The sequence below is a fragment of the Paenibacillus hebaui genome (genome assembly GCF_051934385.1).
Lineage (GTDB): Bacteria > Bacillota > Bacilli > Paenibacillales > Paenibacillaceae > Paenibacillus.
Window position 1 is genome coordinate 2,470,117 of sequence record NZ_CP196836.1, and the last position, 17,743, is coordinate 2,487,859.

At 46.0% G+C, this 17,743-nt stretch carries 17 protein-coding genes; 16 read left to right on the top strand and 1 reads right to left on the bottom strand.

Annotated elements, in window-relative coordinates:
* Positions 1-178 precede the first annotated feature (178 nt).
* The 12 genes from fabF (at position 179) to ACR32F_RS11395 (ending at position 12,546) form a co-directional block, all read left to right on the top strand.
* The gene (gene fabF, locus ACR32F_RS11340) at positions 179-1,417 is read left to right on the top strand and encodes a beta-ketoacyl-ACP synthase II (protein ID WP_440118795.1); all 1,239 of its coding nucleotides are present in this window, start codon (positions 179-181) and stop codon (positions 1,415-1,417) included.
* A gap of 13 nt (positions 1,418-1,430) precedes the next feature.
* Complete coding sequence (gene rnc / locus ACR32F_RS11345; RefSeq protein ID WP_145318996.1) at positions 1,431-2,129, top strand: ribonuclease III; 699 nt, start codon at positions 1,431-1,433, stop codon at positions 2,127-2,129.
* A 189-nt stretch (positions 2,130-2,318) separates the two neighbouring features.
* The gene (gene smc, locus ACR32F_RS11350; protein ID WP_440118796.1) at positions 2,319-5,888 is read left to right on the top strand and encodes a chromosome segregation protein SMC; all 3,570 of its coding nucleotides are present in this window, start codon (positions 2,319-2,321) and stop codon (positions 5,886-5,888) included.
* Positions 5,889-5,963: 75 nt separating this feature from the next.
* A complete protein-coding gene (ftsY, locus tag ACR32F_RS11355) occupies positions 5,964-6,977 on the top strand; it encodes a signal recognition particle-docking protein FtsY (protein ID WP_440118797.1) in 1,014 nt (337 codons plus the stop codon).
* Positions 6,978-7,101: 124 nt separating this feature from the next.
* Positions 7,102-7,749: a PAQR family membrane homeostasis protein TrhA gene (trhA, locus tag ACR32F_RS11360; protein ID WP_440118798.1), complete on the top strand. Its 648-nt coding sequence runs from the start codon at positions 7,102-7,104 to the stop codon at positions 7,747-7,749.
* A 273-nt stretch (positions 7,750-8,022) separates the two neighbouring features.
* Entirely contained in the window at positions 8,023-8,373 is a 351-nt protein-coding gene (gene ylxM / locus ACR32F_RS11365) for a YlxM family DNA-binding protein (protein WP_440118799.1), read from the top strand.
* A 69-nt stretch (positions 8,374-8,442) separates the two neighbouring features.
* Entirely contained in the window at positions 8,443-9,819 is a 1,377-nt protein-coding gene (gene ffh / locus ACR32F_RS11370) for a signal recognition particle protein (RefSeq protein ID WP_440118800.1), read from the top strand.
* Positions 9,820-9,873: 54 nt separating this feature from the next.
* Positions 9,874-10,146 (top strand): 30S ribosomal protein S16, encoded by a 273-nt coding sequence (gene rpsP / locus ACR32F_RS11375; protein WP_017689219.1) that lies wholly within the window; start codon positions 9,874-9,876, stop codon positions 10,144-10,146.
* A gap of 23 nt (positions 10,147-10,169) precedes the next feature.
* Positions 10,170-10,400, top strand: a complete 231-nt coding sequence (locus ACR32F_RS11380) for a KH domain-containing protein (RefSeq protein WP_024630185.1) — start codon at positions 10,170-10,172, stop codon at positions 10,398-10,400.
* 293 nt (positions 10,401-10,693) lie between these two features.
* Positions 10,694-11,206 (top strand): ribosome maturation factor RimM, encoded by a 513-nt coding sequence (rimM, locus tag ACR32F_RS11385; protein ID WP_440119792.1) that lies wholly within the window; start codon positions 10,694-10,696, stop codon positions 11,204-11,206.
* 1 nt (position 11,207) lies between these two features.
* Positions 11,208-11,975: a tRNA (guanosine(37)-N1)-methyltransferase TrmD gene (trmD, locus tag ACR32F_RS11390; protein ID WP_440118801.1), complete on the top strand. Its 768-nt coding sequence runs from the start codon at positions 11,208-11,210 to the stop codon at positions 11,973-11,975.
* Between the two features lie 190 nt (positions 11,976-12,165).
* Positions 12,166-12,546, top strand: coding sequence for a VOC family protein (locus tag ACR32F_RS11395; protein ID WP_440118802.1), 381 nt, complete (start codon positions 12,166-12,168; stop codon positions 12,544-12,546).
* Positions 12,547-12,721: 175 nt separating this feature from the next.
* Here the strand turns inward: ACR32F_RS11395 and ACR32F_RS11400 are convergent, their stop codons facing one another.
* Positions 12,722-13,681, bottom strand: a complete 960-nt coding sequence (locus tag ACR32F_RS11400; protein ID WP_440118803.1) for a polysaccharide deacetylase family protein — start codon at positions 13,679-13,681, stop codon at positions 12,722-12,724.
* A 529-nt stretch (positions 13,682-14,210) separates the two neighbouring features.
* Here ACR32F_RS11400 and rplS point away from each other — a divergent pair.
* The 4 genes from rplS to ACR32F_RS11420 all read left to right on the top strand — a co-directional run bounded on the left by rplS (position 14,211) and on the right by ACR32F_RS11420 (position 17,718).
* Positions 14,211-14,552 carry a 50S ribosomal protein L19 gene (rplS, locus tag ACR32F_RS11405; RefSeq protein ID WP_024630190.1) on the top strand — a complete coding sequence of 114 codons (342 nt, stop codon included), beginning with the start codon at positions 14,211-14,213 and terminating at the stop codon, positions 14,550-14,552.
* 309 nt (positions 14,553-14,861) lie between these two features.
* Entirely contained in the window at positions 14,862-15,482 is a 621-nt protein-coding gene (lepB, locus tag ACR32F_RS11410; RefSeq protein ID WP_440118804.1) for a signal peptidase I, read from the top strand.
* Between the two features lie 217 nt (positions 15,483-15,699).
* Positions 15,700-16,563 carry a ribosome biogenesis GTPase YlqF gene (ylqF, locus tag ACR32F_RS11415; protein ID WP_440118805.1) on the top strand — a complete coding sequence of 288 codons (864 nt, stop codon included), beginning with the start codon at positions 15,700-15,702 and terminating at the stop codon, positions 16,561-16,563.
* Positions 16,564-17,016: 453 nt separating this feature from the next.
* Entirely contained in the window at positions 17,017-17,718 is a 702-nt protein-coding gene (locus tag ACR32F_RS11420) for a ribonuclease HII (RefSeq protein ID WP_440118806.1), read from the top strand.
* The last annotated feature ends 25 nt before the right edge of the window (positions 17,719-17,743 follow it).

Consider the following 17,743-nt stretch of genomic DNA (forward strand, 5'->3'; position numbering starts at 1 on the left):
TCAATTCAGTCCCGCACATGTTTTCGAACAGGCGGGACTTCTCATCATTCATTGGTTTTTCTCATTCCGCAAGCAGCGCTAATCAAGCAGGTCTTCTGATCTTGGTTGAATAGATGTCTGTTTGCGGATATTCCCACAAAATACGTGCGTAATGCAGTCGATATAGAGGTGAGTCGGTTTGAAACAAAGAGTAGTAATTACCGGAATGGGCGTAATGACATCGCTCGGAAAAGATTTGGAAACGTTCTGGGGCAGTTTAATGGCAGGAAAGTCCGGAATCTCTCAGATTGAGGCGTTTGATGTAAGTGAATACACGACACAGATTGCAGCCGAGATCAAGGATTTCAATCCGGAAGAGTACATGGAGCGCAAAGATGCACGCAAAATGGACCGTTTTGTTCAGTTTGCAGTCGCAGCCGGCTTCAAAGCCGTCGAGGACAGTGGTCTGAAAATTAACGAGAACATTGATGCAGAGCGTTTCGGTGTATCCATCGGATCAGGTATTGGTGGATTGGGTACTTGGGAGGACCAACATAATGCATTATTGCAGAAAGGTCCAAAACGGGTAAGCCCATTCTTCATTCCAATGATGATCTCCAACATGGCTTCGGGCCAAATGTCGATTTCTCTTGGAGCCAAAGGGCCCAATATCAACGTGGTAACAGCCTGTGCAACAGGGACACACTCCATTGGAGATTCCTTCAAGCTGATTGCTAACGGTGATGCGGATGCCATGATCTGTGGAGGAGCGGAAGCGACGATCAGACCAACAGGTCTTGCTGGTTTCTGTGCAATGCGTGCGATGTCTACACGCAATGATGATCCTGCGAAGTCGAGCCGTCCTTTTGATACTGAACGTGATGGATTTGTTATGGGTGAAGGTGCTGGTGTTCTGATTCTAGAATCTCTGGAACATGCTCAAAAACGTGGTGCACGTATCTATGGTGAAGTGATTGGTTACGGTCTCACTGGTGATGCACATCATATGACAGAGCCTGATCCGGATGGAGCAGCACGTTGCATGAAGATGGCGCTTCGCAATGCAGGTATTGAGCCTGAAGAAGTGGACTACATTAATGCACACGGAACTTCGACTCCTGTAGGCGACAGATCCGAAACGCTTGCGATCAAAAAGGCATTTGGTGATCATGCGTACAAGCTCGCGGTGAGTTCTACCAAATCGATGACGGGTCACATGCTTGGCGCTGCTGGTGGTGTGGAAGCGGTCATCTGTGGATTGTCACTGACACATCAGACACTGGCTCCAACGATCAACCTGGAAAATCAGGACCCGGAATGTGATCTGGATTATGTGCCTAACGTTCCACGTCAAACTAAAGTCAATATTGCCATGTCCAATTCATTTGGATTCGGCGGTCACAATGCCACCATTATTCTCAAAAAATTTGAAGCATAAGGGGCTAGTTCGTTTGAGTGAAGATCTGAAGCAGTTGCAACACAAACTTCAAATCAAATTTGACAACAGGCAGCTTTTAAAACAAGCGTTTACCCATGCTTCATATGTAAACGAACACCGATTCAGTCAGCATCAGGATAACGAACGTCTGGAGTTTCTGGGCGATGCGGTGCTGGAACTGACTGTGTCGGAATACTTGTATCACTTGTATCCTAACCGTCCGGAAGGTGAATTAACTAAGCTGCGGGCATCCATTGTCTGTGAGCCTTCCCTCGTCAAATTTGCTGAAGCATTGGGTTTTGGACAGTATGTACTTCTTGGAAAAGGTGAGGAGCTGACGGGAGGACGGACACGGCCGGCTTTGCTGGCTGATGTGTTTGAATCTTTCATTGGTGCCTTGTATCTGGATCAGGGCCTGGCGCCTGTCCGGACATTTCTAGATCAGCATGTTTTTCCGCTAATTGTTCTGGGAAGCAAGCTGCAGATGAGCGATTACAAAACGGAACTGCAGGAACTCACTCAACATCACAATATGGGAGCGCTGGAATACCGTATCGTTGAGGAACGGGGCCCTGCTCATGAACGGGAGTTTGTCTCCGAGGTCCATATGGGTCAAGAACGGCTTGGCAGAGGTACAGGGCGTTCCAAAAAGGAAGCCGAGCAACAGGCTGCATCTGCAGCACTGGATCGACTCAAGCTCCCGGAAGCCTAAGCTTTACCGTTAGCGCATAGACAAACGAAGAGCAAAGAGCAGCCCGCGGGTCCGCCCCGGCGGAATTAATCGGCCGGACTGCTTTTTGCTCTTTTTTTTGTAAAGAGGTTTAGGGGAATGTTCCCTGATCCATGATTGAGCGCTGGGTGCAACACTTGAAATTTGCAAGAGGAGGTGACGGGAAGCCCTATGTTTTTGAAACGGATTGAACTGGGTGGATTCAAGTCATTCGCCGACAAAACGGAAATGGAATTCGTTCGTGGCATAACCGCTGTAGTGGGCCCGAACGGAAGTGGGAAAAGTAACATTTCAGACGGCATCCGCTGGGTGCTGGGGGAACAAAGTGCCAAATCACTACGTGGTGGCAAGATGGAAGATATCATTTTTGCTGGTAGTGATGCACGCAAGGCTGTCAATTATGGCGAAGTTTCGTTGACGCTGGATAACGAGGATCACGCGCTTGCTTTAGATTTTGGTGAAGTGACCGTGACCCGCCGTGTACATCGTAGTGGAGACAGTGAATATTTTATCAATAAGCAGTCGTGTCGTTTAAAGGATATTACGGAATTGTTCATGGATACCGGGATCGGCAAGGAAGCCTATTCGATTATTGGACAGGGGCGAATCGAAGAGATTCTGAGTACCCGTTCAGAGGATCGCAGAGGAATCTTTGAAGAGGCTTCAGGTATTGTTAAATATAAATCCCGCAAGCGGGATGCCACACGTAAACTCGATGAGACGGAGCAGAACTTGCTACGTATTCATGATCTGGTTACAGAACTGGAAGATCAGGTTGGCCCGTTAAAGGAACAAGCGGAGAAGGCAATCCACTATAAGGAATTGCGTGGACAGCTGAAGTCACAGGAAATCTCCATGTATGTGTATCAGATCGAACAGATTCATGCTTCCTGGAGTAAAGCCAATCAACGACTCGAATCATTGAAACAGGAAGAAGTCGGGCTGGCTGCCATCGTTTCCAGTCATGATGCGAAGCTGGAAAGTGACCGGAATGCACTGCGTACCCTGGAAACGGAGACGGAACAATTGCAATCCGCCTTACTGCAATTCAGTGAAGCGACGGAGAAAAGCGAAGGACTCGGGGAATTGCTCAAGGAGCGTTCACACCATCTGCAAACGAACCAGGAACAGCTTAAAGTGACGCTTGCGGCGAGCGAAGAGAGACATCGGGAGCGTGAAACCGAGTTACTTGCATTACGCGAAAAGTTTGCCAACCTTGAGTTGGAACTAAGCGACGTAAGAAATCGCCTGTCCGTGGAAGAGGCCAAACTCATTGGTGTCACTGGTGGGATCAGCCAGCAGCAGGAGGAAAGCCTCAAGGGCAACTTGTTGGAATTAATGAACCAGATGGCTCAGACACGTAATGAGATCCGTTACGCGGATCAGCAGAAAGAAACGCTGGAGCGGCGAATGAATCGCGCGGCTGAGGAATCCGGCAAGTGGGAAGGCCAGAAGGAAACGCTGGAAGCTCGCAAAGCGGATATTGACAAAAAAATCATCCGTTTGGGCAAGGAAATCAGTGATCTGCGTGGTGGATATATCACGGAGAGTGAACGACTCCAGTCTTTACAAAAGCTGTTGGAAGAAAGTCGGAGTACGGTTCGAAAATGGGAACAGAAGCGCGAAGCTCAGGTCTCCCGCCGCGATACGATGAAAGAGATGCAGGATGACTTTGACGGATTCATGCTTGGTGTCAAGGAAGTTCTGAAGGCTTCACGTAAAGGTACACTGAACGGTGTTCACGGAGCTGTTGCAGAACTCGTCAAAGTTCCGGAGAAGATTGAGCTTGCGGTAGAGACAGCGATGGGAGCATCCTTGCAGCATGTCGTCATGGAAAATGAATCAGTTTCCAGACAGGCGATTGCTTTTTTGAAGCAACGTCAATTGGGGCGGGCGACGTTTCTGCCTCTGGATGTTATTCGTCCTCGTGCCATTGGTGCGGCTGAACGTTCCATGATCGAAGGCATGGATGGTTTTGTGGGAATCGGTGCTGACTTGGTACAATTCGAATCTCGTTATGCTGCCATTATTGGCAGTCTGCTTGGAAATGTTATTATTGCCGAAACGCTAGAGGTCGCCAATAAAATTGCAGCTCGCTGCCAGTATCGTTTCCGGGTCGTGACCCTTGAAGGCGATGTGGTTAATGCAGGTGGTTCCATGACGGGTGGTAGCCAGCACAAGAAAAATGTGAGTCTGCTCAGCCGGAAACGGCAGTTGGACCAGCTTGATCAGGATATTTCGGATACCGAAAATCAGATCGTGAAACTGCATCACAGTGTGGATGATGTTAAAGTCCAACTGGAGCAGTGTCAGGACAAGCTGGACGAGCTGCGTCAGTCCGGGGATGATACCCGAAATGCGGAACAGCAAGCTTCAATGGAAATGAAGCAAGTGGAGCATGAGCTTCGTCACGTGCTGGAGCAGGTTGCGGTAGCCGGGCAGGAGAAGAGCGGGTTTACCGAAGAAATCAAAGAAATGGATTTAGCCCGAGCCGTCGCCGTGAAGAAGCTGGAGCAGCTTGAAGAGGAAGAGAAGGCGAATCATCGTGCGATCCATGCAGCCGAGTTCGCCCGCAAAGCAAATGAATCCGCGAAAGAGGAACTGCAGAGCCAGCTCACCGAACTGAAAGTACGGGAAGGAAAACTGGATCAGGAGCGTTCCTCCAACGAGGAGCAATTGCGGCGTTTGGAGCGGGAAGTGGACTTACTGGTGAAAGATCTTCGTCAGAATCGCACGTTGCTGGCCTCCATGGAAGCTGATCTCAAGAAAACACAGGCGGAGAGCGTCAAGCAGATTGAAGATCTCAATCAGTATAAGCTGAAAAAGACTCAATCCGCACAGGAGCTGGACTTCAAGCGTGCTGCTCGAAGCGAGTTGTCGAAGAAACTTGAGCTCGCAGAGAGTGAGACGAAGGAACAGCGCACACAGCTGAAAGCTGTGGAAGAGCAGATGCGACAGACGGAAATTTCCGTGAACAGACTTGATGTTGAATTGGAAAATATATTGCGTAAACTGCAGGATGAGTACGAACTTGGCTATGAACTGGCCAAAGAGCGTTATCCGGTGCCGGAAGACGTGGAAAGCACGCAGGCAGAAGTTCAGAAACTTAAACGCAGTATATCCGCTCTTGGTGACGTTAACCTGGGTGCAATCGAGGAGTTTCAGCGGGTCAATGAGCGGTATGAATTTCTGAGCGTACAGAAAAATGATCTGGTGGAAGCGAAGACAACCTTGTATCAGGTTATCCGGGAAATGGAAGACGAGATGGCGAAACGTTTCAAGACGACGTTTGATGCAATTCGCCGTGAGTTCGGAACCGTGTTCACCAAGCTGTTTGGCGGGGGACGAGCAGATTTGGTTCTGATGGACCCGGAACGATTGTTGGAGACAGGCATCGATATCGTGGCTCAGCCGCCAGGCAAGAAGCTGCAAAACCTGCAACTATTATCCGGTGGAGAACGAGCGTTGACTGCGATGGCTCTCTTATTCGCCATTCTGCACGTTAAGCCGGTACCATTCTGTGTGCTGGATGAAGTTGAAGCGGCGCTGGATGAAGCGAACGTTGTCCGGTTTGCCCAGTACTTGCGTGAATTCTCGGAACAAACGCAATTCATCGTTGTTACTCATCGCAAAGGCACGATGGAAGAAGCGGACGTTCTATATGGAGTCACGATGGAAGAGGGCGGAGTATCCAAGCTTGTTTCGGTTAAACTGGAAGATGAGGAAGCTATCATTGCCTGATGCTGGAGTGATTGTCACACATCAACTCATCTACTATCATTTAAAACTAAGAAATGTACACGATGGAGGGGCTTTATGAGTTTCTTTAAAAAGCTGAGAGACAGCATTGCAAGCAAAACAGAGTCGGTTACCAAACAGTTCAAGGATGGACTGGAAAAGACACGTAAAGGGCTTGTGGAGAAAGTGTCGGATCTCGTCATCCGCCGCAAAAAAATCGATGAAGAGTTCTACGAAGAATTGGAAGAGATTCTGATTGGAGCCGACGTAGGTGTCAATACGGTCATGAATCTGATTGAAGACCTGCGTGATGAAGTCAAAAAACGCAAAATCGAGGATGCGGCTGAGCTACAGCCTGTATTGTCCGAGAAACTGACAGATCTGCTCCGGGGTGAGCAGAATAACGAATTGAAAATGAATCCGAATGGGATCACGGTTATTTTGTTTGTCGGCGTTAACGGTGTTGGTAAAACAACAACGATTGGCAAGCTTGCGCATCGGTTTAAACAGCAAGGCAAAAAGGTCATTATGGCAGCCGGGGATACGTTCCGTGCCGGAGCGATTGAACAACTGGAAGTTTGGGGACAACGTGCTGGTGTTGATGTCATCAAGCAGCAATCTGGTTCTGATCCAGCAGCTGTTATGTATGATGCGGTGCAGGCAGCGAAGCAACGGGGGGCAGATGTTCTGCTCTGTGATACAGCGGGTCGTCTGCAAAATAAATCCAATCTGATGGATGAACTCAACAAAATCTATCGTGTTATCCAGCGTGAAATTCCGGAAGCTCCGCATGAAGTACTGATGGTACTGGATGCAACAACAGGCCAAAATGCCTTGAATCAGGCCAAACTTTTCGGTGAGAAAAGTGGCGTGACTGGCCTCGTACTGACAAAACTGGATGGTACGGCCAAAGGTGGTATCGTTGTTGCCATCCGTCAGGAGTTGGATCTGCCTGTGAAGCTGGTCGGCTTGGGTGAAAAGATTGATGATCTGCAGCCATTTGACTCGGAGCAATTTGTTCATGCTTTGTTTGCTGGATTAATTCAGGAGCAGCCGGCTCAGGACGCAGAAGAAGAGAAAGCAAATTCCTAGATATAAGGATCTGATTTGATCCTGTTGCCAGTGATGAGCGTGCGTTCCGCATGTAAAGTCAGTGGCAACAGGTGTATAATGAAATGAATCAGGCAATTTAATAGGTCTAGAAAGGACGGTTGATATGGCTAATACCCATACCTATTCTCGCCGTGAGGAAGTCGCTAATGCGGTGACTCATGGAATCGGCGCTGCACTCAGTGTAGCTGCACTGGTGCTGTTGATTGTAGTTTCCAGTTTGAAAGGCACGCCCTGGCATGTGGTCAGTTTTACGATCTACGGGATCACGATGCTGCTGCTCTATACGAGCTCTACACTCGTGCATGCATGGAAAGATGGTAAAGTTAAAGATTTATTTGAAATTTTTGACCATTCTTCAATTTATTTGTTTATTGCGGGATCGTACACTCCGCTTTTGTTTATTGCTGTCCGCGGCACACTCGGCTGGAGTCTGTTCGGTGTGATCTGGGCAATCGCAATATTCGGCGTAATCTTTAAGGCATTTTTTACGAAAAAGTTTCTATTCATGTCCACGATTTTCTATATTGCGATGGGCTGGCTCATCATTGTTGCCTGGCAACCGCTTGTGGCTGCCATTCCTACAGGCGGAATCGTGCTGTTGGTCGCTGGAGGACTGATGTATACGCTTGGAACGCTTTTTTATATGTGGCGTGGTTTTCCGTACCACCATGCGATCTGGCATCTCTTTGTGCTGGCAGGCAGTATTCTTCATTTCTTTATGGTATTAATATACCTGACTCCTCTTCGCTAGGGGCGTAGTAGGTAATTGTGAAACGGATCGGCTCCGCCTGTGGTGGAGACCCATTCGTTTTTGTTCTATAGGAGGAGGTATGAGGAGATACAAGGTGGTATCTTCAGGAAAATAACGGGTGGAAATCAACCCTTTGGGAAGGAAACACGAGCGTGAAATGAGTGTTTTCATTGTGACAAGTATTTTTGCTTGACAACCTGATTTCTTTTAGGTATTATTAGGAACGTTGCAAGAGTGTAAAGTGTTTTTCCTTGACGAAGGGAGTGCCCCGATATGAGTCAAGAAAACCGGCTTGAGAAGACAAACCGGATTAACTTGTTGTTTGCTTTCTATGAATTGTTACTTACCGAGAAACAGCAGACTTTTCTAAAGTATTACTTTCATGACGATTTTTCACTTGGTGAAATTGCAGCCGAGTTTGAGATCAGCCGCCAGGCGGTATATGAGCATATCAAGCGTGCCGAACAAGTGCTGGAAAATTACGAAAGCAAGCTTGGCTTGCTGGAAAAGCATGAACGGCGTAATCGCAATCTTGAAGATTTGCAAAATGCATTGGAACGCGCAGGCGTATCCATTGATAACAACAAACAAATACACGATATTGTTGCCCAGCTCAACGAATGAGAAGTTCATAACGGCTCGGCGGAACGTATCGGTCCTAAAAACAGTATTAAAGCTTAAGGAGGTGGGATCATGGCATTTGAAGGATTAACGACCCGGTTGCAGAATGTGTTCAGCAAGCTGCGCGGCAAAGGCAAGGTGTCTGATGAAGATGTAGCCGAAGCTATGCGCGAGGTACGTCTGGCATTGCTCGAAGCGGATGTAAACTTCAAAGTGGTCAAGGAATTCATCGCCAAGGTGAAAGAGAAGGCTGTTGGCAAAGAAGTGATGGAGAGCTTCACGCCAGGAATGGTCATCATCGACATCGTAAACAAGGAACTAACGGATTTGATGGGTGGAAGTCAGTCGAAACTGGCTAAAGCGAACAAGCCACCTACGGTGCTTATGATGGTGGGTTTGCAAGGTGCGGGTAAAACAACCACATCGGGTAAACTGGCTAAAATGCTGCAAAAGCAAAACAGTAGACCATTGCTTGTTGCAGGAGATATTTATCGTCCGGCAGCGATCAAACAGTTGCAAGTACTCGGTGAGCAAATCAATGCGCCGGTATTCACACTGGGAGATCAGACAAGCCCTGTAGAGATCGCACGTCAGGGTCTGCAGCACGCCAAAGACAACGGCAATGACTATGTCATTATCGATACGGCTGGACGTCTGCATGTCGATGAAGAACTGATGGAAGAGCTTCGCCAGATTCACAGCGTAGTGAACCCCGATGAAGTATTGCTTGTTGTAGACAGCATGACAGGTCAGGATGCAGTTAATGTGGCAGAACACTTTAACCAGCAGCTTAATCTGACGGGAGTCGTTCTGACTAAGCTTGATGGAGATACTCGTGGTGGTGCGGCACTTTCTGTTAAAGCAGTGACCGGTTGCCCAATCAAGTTTGCCTCCCTTGGAGAGAAACTGGATGCACTGGAGCCCTTCCATCCAGAGCGTATGGCTTCACGGATTCTTGGTATGGGTGATATGCTCTCTCTGATCGAGAAAGCACAGTCCAACATTGATACCGATAAAGCCAAGGAAATGGAACGTAAGATGCGTAATGCAGAATTTACGTTCGAGGATTTCCTGGAGCAGATGGATCAGGTGAAGAAACTGGGGCCAATCGATCAGATTATGGATATGATTCCTGGTATGGGCAAGATGAAACAAGCCAAGGATCTGAAGGTTGATGATAAACAGATGGGCCGGATTGAAGCGATCGTCTACTCCATGACGACCGAGGAGAAACGTAACCCGGATATGATTAATCACAGCCGCCGGAAGCGGATTGCTACCGGAAGTGGTACATCATTGGCTGAAGTGAATCGTCTGATTAAGCAATTCGATGAGATGCGCCGTATGATGAAACAGTTCTCGGATATGATGGGACCTAAAGGCGGTAAAAACAAAGCGATGAAGCAGCTTAAAGGTCTGGGCAAAGGAATGAAGTTTCCTTTCCGTTGATTCTGGGAGCAGCTAAATGATATACAGATTTCATTGAAGGAGGTGAATTTTCAAATGGCAGTTCGTATTCGTCTGAAACGTATGGGTGCTCACAAAGCCCCTTTCTACCGCGTAGTGGTATCGGATTCCCGTTCCCCACGTGACGGTCGTTTTATCGAGGAGATCGGTTACTACAACCCGGTTGAACAACCGGCTGTTGTTAAGATCGATGAAGATAAAGCATTGGCATGGCTTCAAAACGGTGCACAAGCATCTGACACTGTCCGCAACTTGCTGAGCAAAGCGGGCGTGATGAAGAAGTTCCATGAGTCTAAATTATCTAAATAAGGTGCTGATTCGGAGGGTCATCTATGGAAGAATTAGTAAGCATAATTGCTAAGGCTTTGGTCGATCATCCGGAAGATGTGGCGGTTCGGACGGTTGAGAAAGACCGGCTTGTCGTTTATGAGTTGACCGTTCATCCTGACGATGTTGGGAAGGTTATTGGTAAACAGGGACGAATCGCAAAATCTCTGCGCACGGTCGTCACATCAGCAGCAGTTAAGATGGATAAACGGGTTACCGTTGATATCATATCTTAAAGATATACGAAAGGGGGTTAGGATGCATGTCCTAGCCCCTTTTCGTGCATGCTGAAACTTAAATAATATGATTGAAATAGTCGTCAAGTATGATTATCTGCGGAAGTAGTGAAGGGTACGGAATCGATTCTGAAGAAGCGTTAGCGCTCGCCTTTATCACCGGATTTTCACCTTTAAAAATAATTAAAAAAATTAGGGGATAACAGCGATCCGAAGAACGATCCGTAACCGGAACCGTCGCATGGAGATCATCAAATATGAGTACCAATATGAATGGATTGCAGGAGGAACTTATGGCAGAATTTATGAATGTAGGTAAGATCGTCAATACGCATGGCATTCGCGGTGAGTTGAGAATCATGCCTTTAACCGATTTTCCAGAAGTGCGGTTTGCTAAAAATGCGGAGTTATTTCTATTTACACCGGATAATCACCCGGTAATGGTTAATGTGGAATCGGCTCGATTGCATAAAAATATGTATATTCTTCGTCTGAAAGAGTATGGCAATATTAATGAAGTAGAGAAGTTTAAAGGCGGCATGGCCAAAGTGTTAAAAGAGAACCTGGCTGAGCTGGAGGAAGGTGAATACTACTTCCATCAAATCGTTGGGTGTTCTGTCATCACCGAAGAGGGTGAAACGCTCGGAACCATCTCTGAAATTTTGACTCCGGGTGCCAATGATGTATGGGTCGTCAAAACGCCAGCAGGTAAAGAAGTATTAATTCCGGTTATTGATGATGTAGTGCTTGATGTGGACATCGAACAGCAGCAAGTTAAGATTCACCTGATGGAAGGGCTGCTGTAACATGAAAGTGGATGTATTAACCCTATTTCCGGAAATGTTTGATGGTGTGTTCGGAGCAAGCATCCTGGGAAAAGCCCAGACAAAAGGGCTTGTATCCCTAGGCGCAACGAACTTCCGCAATTATGCGACCAATAAACATAATACAGTGGACGATGCACCTTATGGCGGAGGTGGGGGGATGGTATTGAAGCCAGATCCCATCTTTGCTGCTGTCGAGGATGTATTAGAGCAACGAGGAGAAGCTGGGGTAACGATGAAACCTCCACGTATTATTCTCATGTGTCCGCAAGGTGAGACGTTTACACAGAAAAAAGCAGAAGAACTGGTGCAGGAAGATCATCTGATTTTTATATGCGGACATTATGAGGGCTATGATGAGCGTATTCGTGAATTTCTTGTGACGGACGAATTGTCCATTGGTGATTACGTATTAACTGGTGGTGAGCTGCCCGCGATGGTGGCAATTGACAGTATCGTACGACTAATTCCGGGGGTACTCGGTAATGAGACGAGCGCAGTTACGGATTCATTCAGCACCGGACTGCTGGAATATCCGCACTACACACGTCCACCTGAGTTTAGGGGCATGAAAGTGCCGGATATGCTGTTGTCAGGACATCACCTGAACATTGAAGCGTGGCGCAGAGAGCAGTCTTTGCTTCGTACACTGGAGCGCAGACCGGATATGCTGGAAATGGCCGACTTGACGGATAAAGAGCGAATCTGGTTGAAAAAAATTCGTTCAGATCGTAAAAATAATACAGAGTAAATTTATGTACCCTATAAGCACGGAAGTACAATTGTATTAGAAGATCGAAAGACCAGCCTATAAAACAATGGGTTGGTCTTTTTCGTTTATGGAGAATATGAAAAAACTGGATTTCTAAAGGCAGTTATTATAAAATGATGGTATAATATGAAACTGTGTTTCATCAAGTGAAACGGAAGGTGGCGTATATATGTCTTATCACTTTTATGGTCTTGACCATGTACAACTCGCAGCCCCAGAAGGGTGTGAAGCGGAGGCTCGTAATTTTTTCAATAAAGTGTTGGGGTGGACCGAGATTCCCAAACCCGAAATGTTGAAAAAACGTGGCGGTGTTTGGTTCCAATGTGGCATGCATCAAGTGCATATTGGCGTTCAAAAAGCGTTTGTTCCCGCTACAAAAGCACATCCTGCATTTCACGTACAGAATTTAGATGCGTTGCGTGAAGAACTGGATCGTAACCACATTCAAGTCATTGATGATGAAGCGAGGATTGATGAAGGGGTAAAACGCTTCTATATACATGATCCCTTTGGAAATCGGCTTGAGTTTCTAGAATGGCTTACCTCATAAGTAAGTTGCTTTTGGGAGATCTGAATGGTGATGGCAGGCTGAGATGTTGCTGGTACAGGCAAATGGCGGCGTAGATGATCGTTATGTACCTCATCAGAATCCCAAAGAGCCCAGCTTCAGTCGAAAAGACTGTATAGCTCGACTCTTGATCCGGGCGGGGAAGTTTGGGTCTAGGTCAATGGCTGATCTCTACAGGAAGACTCTCCGGGTGATCTGATTGAGGGTGAAGCAATGCAGCCAGATCGGTTCCTGTTGTAACTGTTAATCGCGGCAGCTTCATGGGATTATCACCTGGACGTACAAAACCTGGACGAACAGAAAAGGCCATGCGATACCCGTTTTTTTGCAGTTGATAGATCATTTGTGTGCTGGTATATCCAAACGGATAGGCCAGGTATGGCGTATCAATTCCCTTCTCTTTCATCAGCTTGATGTCGTCATCCAACAGACTTGTGTCGAGTCCAACAGGCACGTCATTGCCACAGCGCTGGAACCCTTTGTGATGCAGATTATAGGTATGGCTGTTAAATTCAAAAACGTCAGTTGCAGCTTGCATCTCTTGTTTAGAGATGAATGTTTTTTTGGCAGGATCAAAGGCGGAAGGCTGATCCTGCAGTTTACTACCGATGACAAAAAGGGAAGCATGGAAATTATATTTTTTGAGCACGGGGTAAGCTAAAGTGTAATTGTTCTGGTACCCATCATCAAAGGTAATAACAATTGACTTTTGGGGCAGTGGGATCTGCCCTTTGACGTATTGCTCAAGCTGTTCCAATGTAATCGTACTGTAGCCTTCATCATGCAAATATTTCATGTTTGCTTCAAAGTCCTCCAAAATAATGATGGATTTGTTGTTTGTTTCACGATGATTGATCTTTGGCTCTATGTAATGATACATCAGCATAGGAACTTCAGTTGCTGTACCCGGTGCAATCTGGAAGTTTTTATCGAGTACAGGTTTGCTGGAATAGTCAGAATGAGTCAACAGAAATGCCTTACGCTTTACGATATCCCAGGACGTGCATGCTTTGTGGGATATTGCATTTGTCGGATGAGTTACTGCATATGCGTACAGTGTAATGAAACAGGTGAGCACAACGAGTGCGGCAAGAGTGATTCTTTTCCAATATTTCATAAGTCTTATAGTTCTCCTTCTACAATAGTTCTCTTTCTACATTTTCATATCTTCGTGAAATTGGATGATATGTTACGTAGGTCAACAAGCTATATCATAGACGATCTTTCTTTACGGAAAGTTACAGTATTTTTTCCATCATAAGGTTGACTTATTGAAAAATAATGATCGGATCATGACGATTCGTAAGAAACACCAATGAACATGAGAAACATCATGAATATGAATAAGACATAGATGCATAGATAGGAGCGATTCAGAGGTTGAACAGGTAATGAAATGAACAGAATGAAGACACTCCTGGTGATCTTAATGGTAGCGGGTTGGAGTGGAACGCATGGTTGCCAAGCTTGATGTCAGATATCTGAGGAGTCCATGAGCAATATGTTTATTTTTTCTTGTCTTTTGATATGCTGCGTGATACAATAAGTCTGTTATGTGGAATACGGCGGTCCTCTATGGATAATGAAGGAGACAGGGTGTTCTCCGGAAGAAATATGAACGCCTGTACGGAAGGAGGGAGTCATAGATGAATATCGTTCAAGCGATTACACAAGAACAACTTCGTAAGGATATTCCGAGTTTTCGTCCTGGTGACACTTTGAAAGTGCACGTTAAGGTAATCGAGGGAACTCGTGAGCGTATCCAATTGTTCGAAGGTGTTGTTATTAAACGCCGTGGTGGTGGAATCAGTGAGACTTTTACAGTTCGTAAAATTTCTTACGGTGTAGGTGTGGAAAGAGCTTTCCCACTTCATTCCCCTAAAATCGATAGAATCGAAGTGGCTCGCCGTGGTAAAGTTCGTCGTGCGAAGCTTTATTATCTTCGTGAACTACGCGGTAAAGCAGCGAGAATTAAAGAAATTCGTTAATATAACGGATACCGGAGAGGGCTTGGAGACAAGCCCTTTTCGTTTTTGTCCGGGAAAAGTTGAACCGGAGGTACACTTCCGAGTAAAATGGTATGGCGGTACACGTGTGAATAGTCCGGGAGGATTGTGAAATCAGTTATTGAAGGGCATTTGAATTGTGGATTAAATGTACTGTAATGCTTGTGTGTAAGATTACATAACTGATATGAGGATTTGGCATCATTCAATGATCAACTGAATTTGAGTGATGCGGAGTACTAGATGTGTAAACTGCTATAAACATGTACTGTGAAGAGAGGAAGATCATTAATGGAACATGAAGTTCAACAGGACCAGGGCAATACTGCCGAAGAGAAAGGCAGTCGATCCAAAAAAGCCAAAAATGAAATTGTTGAATGGCTCAAAGCCATCGTGATTGCATTAGTTCTGGTCATTCTAATCCGGTGGTTACTTTTTAAACCGTTTGTTGTGGACGGGCCGTCCATGCAGCCGAACTTTGATACCGGTGAACGCGTGATTGTCAACGAAATTTTATATGATATCAGGGAACCGAAGCGCGGTGAAGTTATTGTCTTCCACGTACCATCTGAAGGTCGGGATTTCATCAAACGTGTCATTGCTGTTGAGGGTGATACGGTTGAGGTACAGGACGATACAGTGATGGTTAACGGCAAAAAAGTCGAAGAAACCTACATTCAGGGAGCCATTGATGCAGCCGAAGCGAATGGTGGAACTTATAATGTGAAGGATTTCCCGAATGAGCAGTTTCCTGATGGCAAAGTGCCCGCAGGCCACGTGTTTGTTATGGGAGATAACCGTCCAAACAGTACAGATAGCCGCATGATTGGCTATGTGTCGTTGAAAGATATTATTGGTCGTGCTGATGTTATTTTCTGGCCGATCGGTGAGATCAAGTGGATCAACCACTAATACGAGTACAGGATATATAAGTGAACTATAATACGCACACTAGAACGGAGGGGGCAGAACAAATCAGAAGAAACAGAGCTTAAAAGCTTTCTGTAAGTAGGCTGCCTCTAGATATCTGGGGATAACCGTTTCGGAAGATTATTTTGCCATTGAAGTGATGTGATGTGGATTTTAGAGCTAGAGCTTGTATATCAACAAATAATGAGGTGAAGACAAGGTGACGATACAATGGTTTCCAGGTCATATGACCCGAGCCAGACGCCAGATTCAGGATAAGTTAAAGCTGATTGACGTGGTCATCGAACTGCTGGATGCCCGTCTGCCTGTCTCCAGCCGCAATCCGATGATTGACGAAATTTTGCAAGGCAAGCCCCGGATGATTCTGTTGAATAAGTCCGATTTGGCGGATGCCAAAGTGACACAAGAATGGATTGACTATTTCAAAAAAGAGGGAATCACTGCCTTTCCTGTAGATGCTTCGACAGGTACCAATGTCAAGGATATCCCGATTCAAGCCAAGCTTCTTCTAAAAGAGAAAATTGATCGTCAACTGTCCAAAGGCATTAATCCTCGAGCCGTTCGTGGATTGATTGTTGGTATTCCAAATGTGGGTAAATCCACACTTATTAACCGACTAGCTGGACGGAGTATTGCTTTAACGGGAGATCGTCCTGGCGTGACGAAGGGGCAACAGTGGATTAAGGTAGGCAAAGAAATGGAGCTACTGGATACCCCGGGTATTCTTTGGCCCAAGTTCGAAGATCAAAATGTGGGTTATCGCCTTGCGGTAACAGGTGCTATTAAGGAAGAGATCCTGAACGCAGAGGACATTGCTTTTTTTGCAATCAGCTATCTGATGCGTTACTACTGGGATTCATTGGAAGAGAGATACGGACTTCAGGAGTTCTCCAAGGATGCGGATAATCCAGACAGTGTCATTGCGATTATGGAAAAGGTCGGTCGTATACGTGGTTGTGTTGTAAGTGGCGGACGTATCGATTTGGAAAAAGCATCGCGTGCTTTTCTGCGGGAACTGCGTGCAGGCAAAATGGGCCGTTTCTCAATGGAAGCTCCATACTAAAGATGGGCTATATAAGATGGAGATATACATCTTCATCTGTTCATTTCATAAACCAAGTGCCGAAAGACGGCCGTTACCGGATAGGATTACCGGGAACGGCTGTTTTTTTGTTACTAAGGAGTTGTAATCTGGTAGATCCGATGAACATGGAAGAGGATTGAAGAAAAGAGTACTTTGTGGGATTGGGTGATGTGTGTATCAGGGGTTTTAAAATCGTGCTATGATGAATGGTGAGGCGATTAAGGTTAACCGATGCAAAATATCTTCAATTTAAACCTTTAGATACCGATAAAATAAGACATCACCATTTTTAAGATGATATATGGTTATCACGGCAATGAATCTATATGTTTCACGGGTGGATAGGACAAAAACCGGGAATTTACATCAATATGATAAAAAGGTATACAAATGATACGTTGAAACAAGCGTGGGGCAGAGGAGATGAAGGTAATGAATGAAAATAATGAAATGTATGAGCTGACTCAAATGGATGCCTTAAATGAATCGAAGAAGAAAAAAGAATTGAGTGAACCCCGAGATTTGCTGGTTTATGAGCGTGAATATTGGGAAAGTGGATTTGAACGCATCGCTGGGATAGATGAAGTGGGCCGGGGATGTTTGTTTGGGGATGTGGTTGCAGCGGCAGTTATTTTACCGCGGGATCTGATCCTGGAAGGAGTTAATGATTCCAAGAAATTAACGGAGAAAAAGCGCGATGTATTATTTGACATCATTATGGAAAAAGCGCTGTCTGTAGGAATCGGAGTTGCGGATGCAGAAACGATAGACCGTCTGAATATTAAGCAGGCTGCGAGACTGGCAATGAAACGTGCTGTGGAGGCACTGGACGGTGTTCCTGATTATCTGCTGGTGGATGCGGAAAAGGTCGATGTGAATGTACCGCAACAATCCATTATTAAAGGCGATGCGAATAGTCAATCCATTGCGGCAGCTTCTATTATAGCGAAGGTGACCCGGGATCGGCTCTGCAAGGAAGACTGGGATACATTATATCCGGAATATGGTCTATCTATACATAAGGGATATGCAACGAAATTTCATCGGGAACAGATTATGGCTCTTGGTGCTACACCGATGCATCGTCGCAGCTTTCTTGGTAATCTGCTGGGAGAACAGCACACTTTATTTTAATGAAGGTTTCAAGGAAGGGGGGAGA

Coding starts and splice junctions, on each gene's coding strand:
- smc (WP_440118796.1), top strand. CDS start 2,319: ATGTTTTTGAAACGGATTGAACTGGGTGGATTCAAGTCATTCGCCGAC.
- ftsY (WP_440118797.1), top strand. CDS start 5,964: ATGAGTTTCTTTAAAAAGCTGAGAGACAGCATTGCAAGCAAAACAGAG.
- trhA (WP_440118798.1), top strand. CDS start 7,102: ATGGCTAATACCCATACCTATTCTCGCCGTGAGGAAGTCGCTAATGCG.
- ylxM (WP_440118799.1), top strand. CDS start 8,023: ATGAGTCAAGAAAACCGGCTTGAGAAGACAAACCGGATTAACTTGTTG.
- ffh (WP_440118800.1), top strand. CDS start 8,443: ATGGCATTTGAAGGATTAACGACCCGGTTGCAGAATGTGTTCAGCAAG.
- rpsP (WP_017689219.1), top strand. CDS start 9,874: ATGGCAGTTCGTATTCGTCTGAAACGTATGGGTGCTCACAAAGCCCCT.
- ACR32F_RS11380 (WP_024630185.1), top strand. CDS start 10,170: ATGGAAGAATTAGTAAGCATAATTGCTAAGGCTTTGGTCGATCATCCG.
- rimM (WP_440119792.1), top strand. CDS start 10,694: ATGGCAGAATTTATGAATGTAGGTAAGATCGTCAATACGCATGGCATT.
- trmD (WP_440118801.1), top strand. CDS start 11,208: ATGAAAGTGGATGTATTAACCCTATTTCCGGAAATGTTTGATGGTGTG.
- ACR32F_RS11395 (WP_440118802.1), top strand. CDS start 12,166: ATGTCTTATCACTTTTATGGTCTTGACCATGTACAACTCGCAGCCCCA.
- ACR32F_RS11400 (WP_440118803.1), bottom strand. CDS start 13,681: ATGAAATATTGGAAAAGAATCACTCTTGCCGCACTCGTTGTGCTCACC.
- rplS (WP_024630190.1), top strand. CDS start 14,211: ATGAATATCGTTCAAGCGATTACACAAGAACAACTTCGTAAGGATATT.
- lepB (WP_440118804.1), top strand. CDS start 14,862: ATGGAACATGAAGTTCAACAGGACCAGGGCAATACTGCCGAAGAGAAA.
- ACR32F_RS11420 (WP_440118806.1), top strand. CDS start 17,017: ATGAATGAAAATAATGAAATGTATGAGCTGACTCAAATGGATGCCTTA.